Source organism: Prevotella sp. P3-122 (genome assembly GCF_002251365.1).
Taxonomy (GTDB): Bacteria; Bacteroidota; Bacteroidia; order Bacteroidales; family Bacteroidaceae; genus Prevotella.
On the sequence record NZ_NPJH01000058.1, the window covers coordinates 1 to 20,150 of the forward strand.

The 20,150-nt window shown below is 38.3% G+C and carries 4 protein-coding genes; all 4 read right to left on the reverse strand.

Annotated elements, in window-relative coordinates:
* Positions 1-1,530: 1,530 nt before the first annotated feature.
* The 4 genes from CIL02_RS10215 to CIL02_RS10230 all read right to left on the reverse strand — a co-directional run bounded on the left by CIL02_RS10215 (position 1,531) and on the right by CIL02_RS10230 (position 19,822).
* The gene (locus tag CIL02_RS10215; protein ID WP_094401449.1) at positions 1,531-3,876 is read right to left on the reverse strand and encodes a hypothetical protein; all 2,346 of its coding nucleotides are present in this window, start codon (positions 3,874-3,876) and stop codon (positions 1,531-1,533) included.
* Between the two features lie 23 nt (positions 3,877-3,899).
* Positions 3,900-9,476, reverse strand: coding sequence for a hypothetical protein (locus CIL02_RS10220; protein ID WP_094401451.1), 5,577 nt, complete (start codon positions 9,474-9,476; stop codon positions 3,900-3,902).
* A 78-nt stretch (positions 9,477-9,554) separates the two neighbouring features.
* Complete coding sequence (locus CIL02_RS10225; protein WP_094401453.1) at positions 9,555-13,208, reverse strand: hypothetical protein; 3,654 nt, start codon at positions 13,206-13,208, stop codon at positions 9,555-9,557.
* A gap of 14 nt (positions 13,209-13,222) precedes the next feature.
* The gene (locus CIL02_RS10230) at positions 13,223-19,822 is read right to left on the reverse strand and encodes a DUF6603 domain-containing protein (protein WP_094401455.1); all 6,600 of its coding nucleotides are present in this window, start codon (positions 19,820-19,822) and stop codon (positions 13,223-13,225) included.
* Positions 19,823-20,150 lie beyond the last annotated feature (328 nt).

Consider the following 20,150-nt stretch of genomic DNA (forward strand, 5'->3'; position numbering starts at 1 on the left):
GTAACCTCCTATTTTAGAATTGTTGTTTATATATGTTTACCGTTTCAAGCTCCTCTGTGGGGCTTTCCGCTTACACCCCTATAACTGCAATTCACATGCCAATACGAGATATGGCGACATTGTGTCGGGAAAGATTAATGATTTTAATCTTTGCTGAAATAATGTCATAGGAAACGTTTATACTAAAAAGAAAAATTTGTCCAGCCTTTATTACTGCTCAGTGAAAAAACATGGGGATGGGACTCCTAAATGAAGGCAAAGCTTTGCGTGAGAGTTGGGCTGAACTGACACAGAAATGTCTGTCCTATTCTGAATAAGAGAAAAGGGGAAAAGACTCACCCCTACGGGGCACTTAGCCCCCGGAAATTTCTGCTGAGCCTTAATAACTAGGGTGTACAGTTTGATGTGCAAAAATTGAATATCCTAATTCTGAAGTTCATGTCGGTAAATGCTCGCGCTTACAGCGCGCATGGACAATGTCCACTTACACCCAGGGTGCCGCTACGCTCTACCCTGGGCTGTGTGCTTCTGCGCTTACAGCGCGTGCTGGTCAATGTATTTTCTGCGAGCAAGTAGTCAGGGTGGTGGAGTTTGATTATAATGATGAGAGTATGTAAATTAAACATTTTGCAGAAGAGCGCCATTTAATAAATATCCCTTAATAATAATAAAAAAAGAAGCCGTGTCTCTATTAACACGGCTTCCAAGTCTTTTCGCAACGGGTTGAAAACACATTCTACTCTATGCATCATGGAAGAATCACACTAGGAACAACTCACCACTCATGATAAGAAATTCAAAGGTTACCTACTCAATCAGACATTTTCGAATAAAGTTTCTCTTGTGTTTATCACTTTTCCCTATCTCTCAAGGACCTCTCAGTAAGAGCCCCCCTACCATTTCGTTGCATTAATTGTACCTCCTACGCTCATCCCCCCACTTCACGCAGCCGGTATATTAACCGCACCGGTGACTAGGACATTGAGCAAGTGATTCCATCGTAATAGTTTAGCAACTCTATTGAACGTATAAGATCCACCTAAGATTAATACGAATCAAGCAGAAACAAAACAATCTTGTAAATCAAAAAACTAACTCAACTCAATTGAAAAGAACTACCTCAAACAGTACAACCTTAAAGTAAATAATATAAATTCAAAGAACTACCCCTACGCTGACGGTCTGCTAGAGGCGCAATGATAATCTTATCTTTATTTCTCTTTGATGCAAAGGTAATAATAAAATTATTAATAACCAAATTTCTAAAGACTTTTTTCAAGAAAAATATATTTTTTGAAAAATATCCTTAGTATAAAGCAAAATAGAGGGTATAAAAATTCTTTTTAAAAAATGAACCTTCAATTTGAAATTTGAACATTATAAAAACCTGAAGAAATGACCATATCAAGCTCATTTATGAATTATGATACGGCCATTTTTTCAGTTTTACAGTTATAAAATATAACTTTTCAAAGGGAAAATTTAGTTTTTGACCACTCTCTTTTACATTGATAAATCGCCATTGTAATATTATTCATTCGGCTTCAGTTCATCAAAAATGAGACTGCTACCGGCTTCAGTATGCGACTGACGCTTGTAAAGTCCAAGCCAGTTGTAAGTCCGACCATTGAGCCAGCGGGCGCGCTGGTAATTCTTTGTCAAACGGATACCCGTAGCCTGGACTGCTTCTTCGTGAATAACCATAGGCAATTCTTTATTTATACCGTTTTCAAAGATAATCTCTGGACGAAGAATGGTTCCGAGCGGACGAACAGGAAGAATATCGAAATCATTAGTCTTCTCGTTGTAAAGATAGCATGGCATCTTTCCACGGCGAAGAATCATCTCACGGCCTCCCAAGAAAAACGGATTGTTCATGCTCTGACCATTTGTTATTCGCTGAGGAATGAATGGTATCCAGTTGTAAGGAACTTGTGACTGTAACATATAGCGATAGTTAGCCACTTGCGCATCATTTTCAGGTAACAATATCTGTGCATCCATACCGTCAGCAAATTGGACAATTTGAGGTTTACGTTTGGGTAATCCCTTTTCGTTAACTTTATTAACATAGGCTTGAAGATGTGTAGCATAGAATTTTGCATCAAGGGTTTCACCACATCCATCAGGCACGACTTCCTCTACCCCCCATACCATGTTTGCCATTTCATCGCGTAAAATCTTCACTTCCTCAATAGGCTTTCCCTCAACTGTTGCTGCTAACTGGGGAACAAAATAAAGCCCCTGAATATCAGTTACACGACGATTGCCAAAGTTGGTGTTAGTAAACATTTGCCAAGCCTCATTACGCAACCCCATACTACCTTGATCATACTCGAGCTTTCCAGCACGTTCATTACCAGAAATCACAGTCTTACCGCCGAAAGTATCAATAACTTCAATTTTCTCTACGGTGATATATTTTCCAATCTCAGTCTCTAAAGGAAACAGCATCCAATCATTAGAGTACATTGCAGCATACTTCATTACTACAACGTTAGCTTCAGATTGCTGAGAAAGACTGTTACCCATATAGACTTTACGATCTTCCATCTGCCAAAGTCGTTTATTAGGTGCCGCAGCGAAAGTTGCCGGAGTTGGAAGAGCGAAGACATGACGTTCAGATATCAATACTTCATTTTTATCTTTAATATCGCCATTATTTTGTACTTTTTCAAGAAGCGTATTTTTAACAATCTTCAAAATAACCTCATAGCTAATTTTTCTTCTTTCTGATAAATCAATAATAAACTTTCTGATAGTATTAAACTCCATACTCCCTTTTAGGTTTTTACCTTCAATGGAATTTATAACATCTTTAATATCTATTCCGTTTTTAACGGAAAAATCTATAATATCATTTATAAGATTTTCAATGTCCTGTTCCATACTAGGCTTAGAACCAGGAATCAATATAGTCTGCTGTGAATTACGTTTAGGCTTTAAACCAAGATTTAAAGTAACTGCATTATGTCCAGCATTTAAAACATATTCTTCATTTGGTTTATCATATAAAGATTTTTTAAATTTAACAACTTTATCAGGGACTCTTGTTTCTGCATCATTCTTAATGGTTATATTATCATCCCTTTTATAATCCTTATCGTAATCGAATGAGTACCATGAAAGTCGTCCCCCCTGATATCGATCACCTTTGAAATGTTTTTCACCAGCAAAAGCTTCAACTTCATAAGAAAGATCCTCATCTAACCAATGGTCATTAGACTTACTTGCCGGTTTATACTTATCACGAAACCAGTTAATAAATTTATCTCTGTAAGGTTCAAAACCTCTGATAGTCTTTCCTGTGGTCAATGCTTCATATAATTTACTTCCATCAAAGGATTTATTTACGTATCCTTTTATAAAATCTGCTTTGTTAGTATTAAGCAAGTATTCATATTCCAATATATCATTACTAGATAAGACTGTCTTATTGGAACTGTATAGATACTTCTGATCGATGCCGTAAAGGGCTCGACACTCATCCCTGAAAGCTTTTGTTTCCACAAAATCATGATTTTCTCTATACAAATCCAACGCAAATGTAGCAGCCTCAATGCGGGCAAAGAGATCAATTTCCGGATTCATCTGTTCTGTAACAGGTTCAATAGGATCAATTGAACAGTCCTCCTCTTTAATGATACAACGAACAGACATAGCTGTTCCTGCATTGTTACCACGAAACTCACCCATCTGCCACTGACGGGCCAACATCCATAGAGGATCATGTACGCGCAGCCGCAGAGCTTCAGTGATATCATTGTTACGGGTACGTCCCTCAATACGCGTTTTATTTAAATCTACTGTAAATGAATCAGCATTAAAATGTCTGATATCTACATATTTTTTGAGATAATCAGCAACCTTAATCATATGTTCAACTATTAAATGTTTTTCTAATATTCTTTGTACTCAAGAAGTGGGAAAACACCACTTGTCCACGAATCGCGGCTAATCAAATCTGGTGTGACAGTGCGAGTCTTAATCATATGGACAGCACTCTTTAAAGAGTTAACCAGCATATCTTCGTTCCATTGACTCTTCTTTCCGTCCTTTGTTGAAACGGCAAGAAGTATTGTCTGTGGTGCCTCAGCATCAGGCTGATCATAAGCGAAGCTCACGGCTGCACTCTGAGCACGATAAGGAATACGGTCAACAAAATGATCAAATACCAAACCTGCCAATTTAGGTTTTCCACTCTCAGTAGCCTTTACAATTCGATCAGGATTCATCACAATATATGTAAATGCATCAGTAACGGCATTCTCAGATGAGACCTCAGCACCAAGCCACTCATCACCAACAACTTCACTATTTTCTGAAACGATCTGCATCGGTACTATAGGAGCAACATCAAGATCGTTGATTTTCTGGAACATACGTATCTTGTGAAGATTCATTATAGGTTTCTCAACCTGAGCGAGATCGCCAACAAGAGTCTCGAGACCAATCCTGTCGATATTCTTGAAATAATTACCACATGCTTGTGCTGCAAGATTTATGAGAGGAACGTACTCATCAGGCTGGAATGTAGCAACAACTTTGAAGCCATTGACAAGCAACGTCTGAATGGCAGTAGTGAAAACTGTATAATCAGGAACTGTAGCAGCAGCTATAGTCTTCTGTACACTACTAAGCTTTTGACAGAAATCATCGTATACAGATTGCAGACTCTTAAAAAGAGAATGTTGCTTATTAACGATTTCTTTCCAAGCCTTAATATCTTCTACCATTTTACGGTTACCGATGACGAGATCAGGCTCAATTTCATTGAGTGCTGTAACTTGTCCGATTCGATAAGAGTCTATAAGTAAAGCAATGGCCTTAAGAGTGATATCATCAGGCAATACGGTAATGTCGTAGTTACTAGTCTGAGGATTCTGTATTGCCATCTGCTCATTAAGTATTTTAGCAATTTCGTCAAGCATACGCTTGATGTATCCCTCAAGCTTGTAATACGCTCCGCTCATATTGTCAACGACAGAATGGTCAGGCATTCCCGTACTTTTTACCATCTCCTCATTACGCAAAGCATGAGCTGACAGAAGAAGACTACGGACTTCATCTGCTGCAACTTGCATCTCTGACAGAGAATGACAGTCAAGACAATCAGTTGCCAAAACATCCTCTACAACAGATGCATAATCATAACCTTTCATCCAACGTTGCAATTCAATAAACTTTGTAAACGCTGCATTATCGGCTGAGAGATATACGAATTCTGATGCCGATATTCCCAGTTCGCCAAGACTGACAGAAGGAGAGTAAACAGTTTCATCGTCATCGTTTTTCTCTTTGAAAGAAACAAAAATATTATTCATAGAACCAAGCATTTGTTCAATCCACGCATCAACTTTTGGTTCTGTTTCTGCAAGAATATTTGTCATATTGCTATTACGCACGACATCCACATCAAGCATTACCATTGTATAATTATCAATCTGTGCACTTGTGATAGGGATATTCACCACATCAGGCATTGGAATGTTTCTCATCTCATTGAGAGCCTGAGCCAATGCGTCAGAAGCCTCACGGTTTCCAATCACAAGCTTATATACACTCTCCGAAAGTACAACATCAGTCAGTGCATCGTATTCATCATCTACCTGATCAATAAGTTCAAGCAGATAGTCATATTTCAACTCAACATCAATCTGGTCAGGGAAAAAACCTCGCCGTTTAATCCAGTTGCGCAAATAAATCTGCAATTTATCATTATTGCCACGAGCCATACTGATTGCGTAATTCTTTTCTTTGCGATAATCCTCAAGAAGTGCAGATCCATTGATTACAGATATATCATTATTGGATTTCATATCAACAAGAGGATAGTTCTGACGCATAGGATAAATGCACACGTCCATCTCAAGTTGATGTCCTTTGTAAGGCATTTTATATGCTTCATGTATGAAACGCTCAAGATCGGCACCAAGAATATTACCTAAAGACAAACCGTTCTGAATACCCTCAATGATACGAATGGCTGAACGAACACGTTCTGACGACAGATTGACACTCATATCATAGTTCTGATCACCATTCTTTAGGCTGTTATTATACGAACTGCGAAGAACTGCGCCTGTAATAGCATGATTGACAGAAGGAGCAAGGATATACTCATTGGTATTCTCATTAGTGAGTTCATTTTCACGGAGGTTAAACAACCAACCAAAACTTCCTATAGCTACTTTGTGCGTATTGTTCTCCATACGTTCACGAAGCTTATTATTCAACATACCCATAAACCATGCGTCAAGACGATAGTTAAACAGGTCAAAAAACTCGATGACTTGATTCTTAAGAACTTCGCTGTCAGTACTAAGTTGAATACCTTTAATATTCTTGTTGTTCTCATCTTCAATTTTATTTTTAAGATAAGAGACTATATTATCAATCCTCAAGCCATCAACAAGTTTTGTTACGCTATTTTCAATGGCATTGCCATCCTTATCTGTCTCGGTAAGCAAATCAATGATAGGGATATAGTCATAGTTTGGTATGATAGATTTCAATTCCTCCTTGCTCTTTACAAGACCCAGATCGTTAGCTATGGCAAACAATTCTTCAATTTGACGGCTATTTTCTTCACCACGGAAAAACTCGGCATTGAGCACATTTTCATTTTTGATCAGCGCACGTTCATAAAAAGCAGAACTACGAGGCGTACTGTTAAGAATATCCAAATAATCACGAGTAGTGACAGTCGTTGCATCTCCATTGTCTTTACCGTAGCATTTGACATTATTATTATCTACAATCTTATTCCAATGTGTAGTCAATGCTAAAAGAAACTTTTTCACGATGCCAATAGATCTTCGCACCTTTAAATTACGGAAGTCACATATAGGAAGAATACCATAAGGCTGGTCAGAAATACGCAGCATTGGGAACGGTCCACGAGGCAACACATCATTTGCTACGAAACTGTAGATATCATTATTCTTCTTTATCGCTTTTATAAGTGGATTCCCCTTTTGAGCCAGATAGTCAATCATTAATTCATTAACTTTTCTACACAACTGTATCTCGGCGGAACCTGCAGACTTAGGATCGTCAAGATTGCCCAATACACTCTCCTTAAAGCAGCAGAGACGATCAAGAATATCGAGGTCGTTATTTGGTTCCGGTTTGTGAGGGTAAACACAATTATGAACCTGATACTTGAAACGCTCACGTTGTTTTCCCTCAGAGCTGTCAAATACAAATTCAGTATCTTTGTCATCAAGTATATTCGAAGGAGTCTCGAACGAAATAATATCCATTGGATAATCTGAATAGAGATGACCGCACATCAAATCATGAAGAATTTTGGAGCATTCATCAGCAGATGCCTCATTAATACCATACACATAAATTGAAGAGAAATCGAACGAACGTAGCCGAATAGAGGATTTGATTTCTCTTCTCTTTTGGAACATCTCGATTTTTCTCTCTATATCTTGTTTTATTTTTGTATTTTTTGAATTTCCGTACATCTTACGCAGCTTATATAATCTTTTCAATCTCTCCCTTGCGTTTATACGGTCTGTTTTAGTATCGCTTCTTTCATATCTCATTTCTTCAAGAGGTAATGATATTGCCATACCCATTTTCTCTGCCAAATCATAGTCAGTCATCCAGCTAAGGCTACCATTCAGATAAAGTTGTTTCTGATTGTCAGTACCCGATTTCACTACGGTTGAATCTTCAAGATTGTTGAGATCAAGACCTATTTGAAGTTCCGCAGGAAGACGATGTCCGTAGTGTACCATAGTACATTTCTTGCTTTTATTAATATTTACTTCTGCACGAAGGACAAAGCGGTCGGGCAAGAGGCTGGTGGTAGGAATAGTGAAAAGTTTTTCCTCGTTATCAACATATGTTGTCGGGAATGAATTTACAAAGTTTTGGTCAATTTCTTTAACAAACTCATCTTCAGACAGTTTATTGTCGTTGAACTGCTTTGCCTTTCTGCACATCACATTATAGTTTTCTTTTGGGAAAGTTTGTTTAAGGATGAATGCGGAACGGTGAGCAGGGTATAGATCGCAGATTGACAACCAAAGCGAATGATTGTAATTCTCTATCTCAGTACTGTCTTTTGCCAACTTACGATTGTTGTTGAAAATATATTTCAACCAAAAACTCTTACCTACAAGATACTCTGCACGGTTAATTTGTTTTACGGTCTCTGTCATGGCTACTACATCTGGATATATGCGCACACAAAGACTCTTTTTTGCTTCTTTGCTTAAGAAACTACATTTATGTATAACTTTACAACTCTCGATATTTAATTCAAGATTACATTCTTTGGAGCTATTAACAAGTTCTTTATAATGATTGATGATAGTTTTGTTTATTTTACATAATAAGTTTTGTTCTGCATAGAAGTTGCAGTACACATGATTTATCAAAAATTTTGTAGAATCTAATTTCTTATAGAAATCCTTTCGCAGATTTTTCCGATAATCGTAATCCTTATTGTAACGGTACTTGGCAAGAAGAATTTCCAGAGTCAGCAATCTTGTTGCCAATATACTATATCGCTGGTATGGTTTGTCAGAAGACGAAGCTTTCGTTCCAAGATTTGTTTCTAGATATTGAAAGATTTTATTCCATTTACTTCTTTGGAACTGCAAAATTTCTGGAAAAAGCTTTTCCTTTACAAATTTAACAAGTGCACTATGTGCATTTACGCTGTTTATATATGCAGGACTCCCATTAGGGGCTGTTATTTCTGCACAATTATAACGCCAAAGTAGAATATTAGCATCATTTTGACCAGCAATATTGCTGTTAAGCAGTTTATTCCATTTTTCAACAAGGCTATTGTAGCGGGCTAGCTGTTCCTTATAGACCATTCCCTGAGGAATACGGTAAACCTCGTTATCGATATTTTTAAGGAATTCATAAACCTTACGGAAATGATTTAGCGCCTTAGTATATTTAGCCTGTTGAGAATAATAATTATGGTTTATTTTACGTGACCATCCATTGTAATCAGGTCTGGTTACTGTCTCAACAAACATTCTGGTTATTTTCTCCATTTTATCCAGAAATGCCACAGAAGCTTTATCGCTTATTGTTGATACGCAAGTAACATCCTTAAGCGAAGTGATTACAGGCATAAATGCATCCTGTAACTCTACAGTATGGAATGCATTGTACAGATTCTGCGTAAGTTCAAGTAATACAGCTTTATCCTCTCTGTACATCATATCAATCATCTCCACATCGGTCTTCATTTTGGCAATAGCCTTCTTCACATTGACAAAACTGACATCATCACAAGGCTTGTGGTACTCATTTAGTACGTTAGCCAATGATTGAAAAGCTTGGAGCGAGTTCTCTGGTTCAGCAATAGTGCTGTAATCATGCTGCATGATTTTTGTTTCCAGACGCACAGGGAACATCATCAACGATGTGTTCACTCCTTTCTTTGCAAAATTTCTTCCAGTCTGGTCACGCAATATGTCTTGATATTTTTCCATTTTTATCGTATGTTTTTCATTCAAAAAAAATGAATGTAATTATTAGCATAGTATATCTTATAATTTTGATTGGCAAAATCAGACGGGCTTCTGCCCTGCAGGTATTGCAAAAATGCAAGGCTTTACCACATTAAATGAATTATTGATAGGTGCACCGTCTTTTTGGTCAAACTGCAACGACATCGGCATCTGCTCAAATACGAGGTAGTATTTGTAAAGATATTCCTTTTTTATGTCTTGGAAACCTACAAGGTATGTATCTTCTGTGAGCCATGACGACATACATGCTTTCAATACCCTATCTGTATCCTTTTCCCGCAGATAAATATCTGTATCAGGGAAAGCCTGTATCAGTTCTCCCTTGATAGCAAACACTAGCATCTGAGATTTGCATTGCATATGGTTTTTACCAAGTAAAGAGTCCCAATTATGGAGTGGTTCGACATCAAAATACTTATCAAGCTCGTCCTTTTTTGGAAGTTCAGATTGATCCCAGAACTTGCGGAAATAAGAGCCGCGCTGATCGGTCGGATATTCACGCCACAACAGCTCATGTCCCATCTCTGTATTCATACCCATGAGTAATGCTTCTTCAAAAGCAGGGTTGCTATAGAAGCATGATATGGTATTCTTAAGCAGTTCGCCGGCACCAGGAAGTACATAGTTTACTGACAACTCACGCAGATAAAAGAAAGTAGGGTCAAGAAAATCAGGATATACCATTATCGGATATTTGCTATTGAAGTTGTCCTTCAACTGAGCCACCTCCGTGATACCATATTCGTTGACAATATTCACAATACGATCTTTCGCCAACTGGTCAGGATTAGGAATTTCATCGGAAATAATATGATCTTTATCTTCCACTTTCGCTGCCGGAGTCTTACGGTCAGCAAATTTTCGTTTAATATTGGCATATTCTGCTTTAATTTTAGTCAACAGTTCGTCAGTACTAAGGTCTATGTCATTTTCCGTCTTCTGAACATCCTTGACAAGTTCATTGGCCCTTATAATACTGAAGTCATCTAAATCCAGATCTCCAACATCTATATGAGTAGGCTGATAAAGAATATTTTCAAATTTGCTCAAATTTGAAAGAATTTCCTCAATAGCATAAATATATGTCGAGTAATAGTATGTAAGAAGATTATTACCTGATCGGATTATATTTTTGTCAAAAGCATCTTTGAAATTCCAAATCTGCCATGGGTGTTCTATTTTTTTAAATGAGAACCCAATAGTCTTATTGGATTGAAATATACAGAATTGGCTCCTTGGAAATTTTTTTAATGTACTTTTTCTTTTTTCCTTATTATAATCAACATGAAACCATCTGTCATAATCTCTCATAGCTTCACGAAGCGTATCTATAGTATATGAGATTTCATCAAATAATAATTTTGAATAACTGTTAAATTTATATATATCTAATTCCGGCGAAGATGGCTCATCCGGCAAATTTACGCTAAAGCCACCATTTCTATTCAACTCACAACTATAAGAGTTCTGTTTGTATCTGAGTGAATATTTAACATTATTTATTCGTTTATCAAAGTAATCCTTCGTAATAAAGAAAAGATATTCTTTTTTATCATTATCACGTTGATATTCAATTGCCAGCGGCTTATCCAATTTCTTATTAGAAAAAGAATTACCTTCTAAAATATAACCATATCCCTGTTTTGACACAACATTTATAGGTCTTACATTAACATAATTGAAAACTTTCGTACTGTCATAAAGTACCCCCTTCTTGTTCAAATTTACTAGTGACAAAGCTCTGATAAGAGAATTAATATAAAAATAATATTCTCCATTCTCTTTAACACGTTGAACAGCAGAACATATATCATAAGCTGTATCATACCATCCTGTTAATGGGTGATATATGTATGAAGCATCATCAAGAGCTAAACAATCCTTTTCTGTTAGTCTTGGACAGAAATATGCATTATCATTTTTCCACCTTACATATAAAAATTTGTCAAGAAATGCATATTCTGAGAATGTCTGATATGCACTATCTCCCAAACGGCAATTTTTACCGGTAGTCTCTTTGATTTTTTCCAATATAATACCTTCCCTTCGCGCTCCTTCCCACTGTTTTGGATCATAAAGTTCCAAAAGGAATTCACTTGGCAACCCTATTTTTGATATTGGATTCTCCTGCTTGTTCATCTCTGTATTTGCAACCATAAGCATCTTGTCAGGGGCAACACTATTGTAGTAAATGCCTGACGATTGTAGCATTTTCAGAGCAGCATCGCTGAGAAGACCGATGGTCTTCTCAGTAACTTTGTCCTTTTGGTTAAAGATATCCGTACGGGGACTACGTTCTTTGGCACATTCGTTTACCTGATTCATCTGGTAATACTCACGAATAACTTGATTAACGGTATTAACTACTTCAACCTTCTTCCAGGCACGATTCACGAATTCTTCCTGATTTTTTTTCACAATTTGTCCCCCCAATCCCGCCACTATACGGTTGCGCATACGAAGATTGACATCATTTACTATATTATAATGGTTATCGTTAATAGTATTATTTTCAAACTCCGTTTTTGTTGTAAGTTTATGACGCGCACCATATACAGGTGGAACAACCCAAGGGTCAGATTCCAGATCAATCTCCTCGCTCTCATTTTCAGAGAGGACAGGATTGAGCATTAGTGTCTCCTTTAAGATCTGACGATAATCATCGTCTTCTTCGCGTAAGTTAGTCGGTTTCTCATTAACGATGAGAGAAGCTGGTACATCGATAACAGCATTTTCGGATTCTACATGGGCAGAGATCAGTCCACTGTGAGCAATATCAACATCAAGATATGCCCTCATCTCTTTATACTCTTTCTCACTGGTGTGGAAGAGTTTTTTAGCCAATGTTATGAAGTTGTCCGCACCAAACGATGTAGTTATCTTCCACTTTTTGTAAAGTGGAAAGGTCATGCCGTTTGGACGTTTCATTTGTTCTTCTAAAGTTGATGACCAGGCACATGTGTTGAGACCTGTAGAGTCAATACTTAAATCAAGCGCTGCAAGTCGCCCTAACTCGTAGGAAGGAATAAGGAGAATATTATAAACAGTGCTTGGTTCTAACTTACTTGAACATAGGATACGCGATATTCCACAGTCAGGGTTCTCTTCAAGAATCTCATTTACCAGTTTTTCTATCCTACTTTCATCACTATTATTTTCAAGTCGGTCATCTTTCGTATCAATCTGTACATGAGCTACATCCTTCAATACTTTGGATATAGGAAATACTTCTATATAACGTTCGGCTGTAAGATTAAGTTCCACAATCTTTATACTTCCATGCATACTGACCTTCATCTCGTCTTCTTTCACGGCTATAAGAGCCATCCAAGGATGAAAATCCGGATGATCGGCCGCCAGTGGTGTATAGCGCCAAGGAAGATCCTCTTCATAGAATTCGATAAACGGACTGTACTTGCAATTGATCCGTATGTCACCGGTTTCAGCCGGTGACATGCGGATGATAGCATTACTACTCAACATCTTGATATCGGAAGGCCCCAAAAGCTCTATTGACTTCCCTTTTACAAATTCATCCGTATTGAAACTATCATCTGTATTGTTGACGGTTGACGCTTTCACTTTAAGGCCAACCTGTATTTCTGCACGTTTCTTTCCTTTAGTGTCTTCATCCTTATCAATATAGTTGGCGAGACCTTTTCGAAGATATGGCAATATATATACTTTACCCATAATATGTATATTTTTTATTGAATTGAATCAAGAACCTTCATATAACGATTAATAGCTGTCTTATCAGTTTTATGATAAGCGACACGCTTTCCTGTAACATTATTTGCACTTGTCAGTGGTGCCATTGACTCAGTTTGGACCTGATTATATTCATGAGTTTTGTATTCTCCATATTCATAGTCATAATCACCAAGTTCAACAGTTTTTCCTTTACCAACCTTTCTGCTTCCATCATTTTTCAGTGTAAATCCAGAAGCATATTTCTTATAAGACTTTGACTCCAATTTCTCTTGATTAGTCATTGATTTGAAAAGAGCTGGAGCAAAATCATTGTCTAAAGTTACACCAACAACCGAAAGTCTGAAATTCTCGTTTTCTTCTATTTTTCTATTCTCTTCAGCATTGAGAATTTGTCGTTCGTTCTTATTCAAGACTATTTGATCAATCATCATCTTTTTATAGTCGGTAGGAACAGCATTGTTACAGATATCCATGGTTTCCTCCATAGGTATAGCGTTCTGGTTGAATGCCAAAATACTACCAGGAGCAAGAATAAGAACCTCACTTGTATCTTCAGGCTGTCCTACCTTATTCTCAATGGTTACTACATCCCAGTCACGTACAGACTCATCAACGGACCAGTTCTTTGGATTGTTAACCTGTTCTTTGAAGAGATCCATAACATTTATCTGTTTCTTTGGCAGTTCAGATTGTTTGTCACCCCATGTTATATCAAAACCGACCTTAACAGGTATAAATAGGAAATAGAATTTTGCTTTACCTTTAGCGTTCCAAGGTTTAGGACCGCTAAGCGACAATGACAAGTCTATCGAAAGGACTTTTAAGCGTCCTACCATCACAGCCATGCCAGCTTCTATACTGAACATGAACATAAATGGATCGAATTGGAACAAAGCGTCGAAACCAGCATATCCGATGATACCAAACTTATCCCATCCAATCTTTATGTCAAGACGAGCACCTATCTGGAATGAATTAGAGGTAACAGCAAAATATGTCTCCAGTCCAACCCTCAGAACGTTATAGTCAAGTTTCATAGACAGTCGGCGCATATCCGAAACATGCATACCCGCGTCCGGTTTATATGCCGGATGGAAACCACCGACACTCAGCAGGAATCCTTTCGTATCTCCGCCCCAGAACAGACGGAATGCCATGTCGCCTTCAAGTGTGATACCTACGATTGACGAATCGTAGATTGAAGAATCAAACTGAAGCCCCTTCTTGAAATCAAGACTGCCCGAGAACGCTACATTAATCCTTATAATATCAGTATCCTCTATTGACACCTTCAAGATTCCCACAAGGATTATCTCGAACGGGTCAGGCAATTGCAACATCAATCCGGCTGTACATTTCACTACCGGTTCGAAACTTATCTGCCCCAACAATCCTACAAAGAACTGGTCTTCTTTTGCAGGGAAAATCTTTTCGGCTGTTTTCTTCATTTCTGCAATATGTTTTACCACATCAGAAACAAAGAATGTGCTTTCGAGCGTTCCGCTACGTACAGCCTCACGAATAGCATTATAGTCAAGCATGCGCTGCAACCCCAGCATACCGCCAATGGCTGTAAGTGAAAATCCCATACCGAGAGGTATACCTGGAGAGAAACGTGTAGAAAGCATTGCCATCATGCTGAAGAAATGACCGTCAACGATACCGAGATCGAGCAAAAGCATCGCAGAAACGCCAAATTTCTCTATGACATCAAGCTCAAGAGCACCAAACAACTCACCGGTATCTTGATTATAATTGATTATGGCCGCACCTTTTACAGCCGGACAATCAATGGCAACGCCGATACCATCAGGGAATTTGAAATTGAAATCGAAATCAAAATCGCCTAGACTGAAGTCTTTCTTGAAAATATTTATATCAAAACCCAGTTTGAGGTTCTCAAACGACATTGATACGGCTTCGCCCATCTGTAAGCTGAACGTAGTGCCGGAACCCAGTCTGAGAGTTCCGAAATCATTCTTCGGACAACCGATATCAATTCCGAGATTTGCAAGTGTCAACGGACCGATCTTCTTGTTGTTACAGTCAATATCAATATGGAAGCAATATCCGCCATCCATCTTGAAGCCCTTAAGATAATCGTATAGCAACTGCAACGAGAACTTGGCTGATATATCGTCCTTAAGCAGTGTTGAGAAGAACTTGTTCTGCCGTAGCTTCAGTATGAATTCAACATCTTCCAATCCTCCCATAATTCCGGTACTGAATCCTTCAACAGGTTCTTTTTCATCGAGAATTGCCTGCACATCCTCCGGATATGAATGGCTGTAAAGCACATATCCGGTCATAGGATAATTTCCTATACGAATATCAAGGTATTCGGTACTGAGCAGATCGGCTGGGTTTGGATTTGCTTCGCTACAGATTCTCTTGAAATTGATATAGAATATACCATTAAGACCTTTTGTTGAACCAAAGCCATGGAATATACTCGTCACACCTTTTCCCGGATCTTTCTTCGACATACAGAAACCAATAGCAGTATCGCTCATAGCATTGTCTTTCTTCAGCATCTCACCGATATTTCCTTCTGCCATTATTTCCATGTTGTGGTTCTCACCGAGATTTTTACTGAAAAGAACCTTTCCACTAAGCATGATGGTGAAGAATAAAGCCGGAACACTATTGTCTTCTTTTTCTTCTTCGGTATCGGCAGAATCCTCAGTCTCATCTTCATTCTTATCTTCAGTATTATCGTCGGTTATCTCTTCTACCTCGATAAACTCTTCGCTTGTGTATCGTCCCACCATGATGAATAACTGCAGCTTCAGTGAAGCGTCAAATCCGTCAATGTCTTTTTCATCAGTCTTGAGGTCAAGCAGAGTAATGTTACACATCATGTTATCAAGGTCGTAGCTGCAACTTACATCATTCAACATGTCAGTAAAGCTGTTCTTCGGCAATGACGGCAGTGAAGGCATGACATCGGCAATATCATTCTTGATACTTTCAGGTATGCCCTTATATAGAGACTGTACAAGACTAATGACCTCCTTCAGACCCATATCACTTTGAACAAAGTCGAGTGTTGAAGTAAGAATGTTCTGAATCCAGATAACATATTCGTAAGGAACCTCAATCTTTAAATCTGTCTTTATTTCTATACTGAGAGTAAGTTCCTTCAGTTTATCCATAACTGCAGGATTGTCTTTCACGAACTTGTCAATCACGTTGATAAGACCAGGCAACTGGTTCAAGTTGGAGATACCATTGACAAGGTCGGCCTGTTGGATATAATCCTTTACTTCCTTTATGTCCTTCACAGTATTATATACGCTACGGAACTTCTGTATGAAGTCTCGTTCGGCCATGAAGAGTGAATTTAAAGTAGGAAGTTTGCCTAGCATTTCCTGTACACCGTTCTCCACATTCTCCTGAACATTAGTTATCGCCTCTACTATCTTTCTTACAGTATTGCGGATAACATGTTTGACAAAGAATATCACCTGGTTCTTAATATAATTCAACAATGGAATGATATACTCGTTCTTAATGCGCTGCCATACTTCGCTAGCAAGGTCTTCAAGACGTTCCAGGAATTTATTGGCGAAGTCCTTAAGTTTGTCTTCTATAGTCGAACCAAGATTCTTAAGGGTTGTCAAAACCTCGGTTGTGAAGAAATCCTTTACCTTATTAATTCTGTCAGGCAGTCCCTTTGCAATATCAGCAATGGTACGTGCAGTACCGATGATATTCTCAATGAGTGCACAAACGGCAGCTCCAATCTGAGCAGCTTTTTTGTCAATAGCATCCTGCAGTTTCTGTACAAGATTCTCGGCAGCTGCAGGAATATTATCGAAAGTCTTCTTTACAGCCGAAGTTATATTGACGATGTTATCCTTGATATTCTGAATCTCAGCCACTATACGTGCTGTAAGCTTTGATATAACCGCCAGTATAGTCTGCTTGAAGCTAGTATAGAAATATTCCGGATCAGGGATGACAACATCATTAACTGCTGTTTCCAGAATTGTGATATAGTCGGTAATATTAAGATTGTCCTTCAAATCTTTCTTTACAGCCGACGAGTCTCTCAGGAGTTTCATTGCCCCCTCTTTTGATATAAGTCCGGTGATATTGCCAAGATCGTTCTTGAATTCCGCTTTGAGCTGAGTCAATACGATATCTAGACGTTGCTTCCACACCTTCTTGTCAGTCAATGTCTGGATTGTTGTCAACATACCATGAGCCCATACGTTAAGGTCGGGCAGTACTTCCTGCTGTACAAGTGCAGCGATGTCAGGCATTTCTATTGCAACATCAGCGCCGTCAAAAGCGAGAATGCCAAGAGTCTCGTCAAGATTCAGGATACTTGCCAGTTCTGGTTTTTTCTCTATTATAGTCGTCAGCCTGGTATAATCTTTTTTGAGTGATGTCACACATTTCATCAAGTCGTTACGCTCCTGACTAAAGTCGAAGAGACACTGGACATCAAGCTCCACAACCTCCTTGAGCGAACAGTTCACAGCATTTGTCAACGGTTCTACAAAAGTGTTTTTCACCATCTTTGGCATGTTCATCTCCGGCATCTTCGGCATTTGTTTTTTATATTTGCCGAAATTATCGGAAAAGTCCTTGACAATGTCAGACAAAATATTTGATGTCTGATTAGCACCTGTATTCAATCCGTCTTCCACCTGGTCGACAGCATCTGTAACCTTATTCTCGATGTCGGTCGCAATGGTATTTATTCCGTTCTCAATCTCATTAATCTTATCGCACATTGTTTTGGCGATGTCATTCACACTCTTTCCGGCTTTATCCAGCCCTTCTTTTACATCGTTTGTCAGTTCGGTAAAGCCTTTCTTTATCTCATTAAATTCATCCTGCAAATGGTCGGCAATGATATTTACACCTTCCTTTATATCCCCTATCACCTCGCTCATCTTCTCCTTTACAACTAGAGCCAGTTCCTTCAAGGTTTCGATGATATTACGTATAGTGGTGACTATAGGCTGGAACCAATCCCATACCTTATTTATAAGTTCCTGAAGTCTGGTTTTAGCTTCATTGCCAAGCTCCTTCATTTTATTCTTTACCTCTGTGATATATTTCATCACATGCTGCTGGAGTTTGCGCAGAAGGTCTTCAAGAAGATTCTTCAGTGAACCGAAGTCCGGTATGTCAGGATTGATATTGTGTAGGATATCCATGAATTTCCGCATCAGATCTTCTGCATCCTGCATGCTGTTTATAGGATAGATAGATTTGAAATGCTCTACAGGTCGGGTAAACAGGTCAACGATATTTTCCCAACTCAAGACATTAACCTTCACAGTATAACGGAAATTCTTTATATTCTCAAGTTCCCCTTTAAAATCGCCCAATGCACTTTGAGCCTTCGATGCATAACTTGATGCATTTTTCAAAGCACCGTTAGCTCCGGCAACCATTTGTGCAAGTCCCTTTTCGAACTCGGCCGTACCGCTGTTCACCATTTTTTCTACACACTGCAACTGTATGTCGAGTTTTCCTGCAGCAGCTACACCAATACCGGTTACCTCCTTAGTGGTCTTCATTACATCGCTCATCTCGTCCACAATATTCGATGTGGCGTTGCTTACAAGTTCATAAGCAGTATCTTCAGCCGAACCGATAGCTCCAGATACCTTGTCTGCGGAACTTTGCACTTTACCGATAAGCTCTTTTATCTGCTTAGGTAATTGTAATGTCAACTGCTTTTCTTCAAGAATGCCGAGGAATTCGAGAATGGAGTTAGTGATACTCAATGCGTGCGCTATCTTAACATAAGTGTCTTTCATGTCCTGTGCCGTCTGCACAAAATCGTTACCAATGTGGTCTTTCATCTTTTTGTACAACAATGAGGCATCTTCGAGAGTCTCTTTCATATTGTACTCTATATGCTCAATATCTGCTTGAGCATCATTTAATATGTCTTCTAGCGATATCCTTATTTCATTGCTCAGATCGCTCACATTATTTACCAAATCTTTTACTCCACTTTCAATGGTGAGTTTTACGAAATCTATTTCGTCCTTGAATACGCTTTGAGCATTCTTCAATAGGGTCATTAAGATATGATCAAACACCTTGCGGGCAAAATCTCTTGTCAGTATGTTCTCTTGTATATACTGACCAATATCTTCGCCTGAGACAATGATATCTTTTGATACTTTGTCCCATTCCATATCCATAATAGTACGGACAAGCCCTACAATATCCTTAATAAGAGGAATTATATTCTTAGCAATTTCTGTCAATTCTTCACCGGATACTTTACCATCAGCAGACGCATTGGCAATGCTATCCATCGTGTTACCAATTTTCTCAGTCACACGGATAAGCTCTTCTACTAATTTGCGGACATCATTCAGGTTCTCGTAATGACTTATATCATAACCAACCCGAGCAAAAATGGCATCTACGATATTCATTCTTGCCTCCATGAACTTCATCAGTTCTTTACTGTCCTTATTGTCAGGATTATCAATCTTAACAATGGCTTCTTTTACACTTTTAAACTCTTCCTCCAAATCGTAGATAAGAGCATCTTTAATCTTCTGAAGAAGCACCGCAACTTTTTCAAGTATTCTGCTGTTTGTATTTCCCATAACACCCTTAATTTCGCAACAGTATTACAAATATAACTTTTTAAGTACTTGAGCAACAAAAGGTTCTTGCTTGTGGCAAGCGGCAAAGCCGAGTAGCTCTGGATTTTGCCATGTCAGATTTTTCACCTATCTTAGTGTTGCAAATCAAAATATGTATCAAACCCGACAGACATGGCAAAGATAGCAATAAAATCTGAGAAACTCTCTCCTTTTGGAGGAATTTTTTCAATAATGGAGCAATTTTATAGAGTGTACAGTTCTGTGTTCTAATTTTCGAGTTAAAAAGAAGCTTGTACTTCTTCTAACATTATGAGAATCAGATGTTATG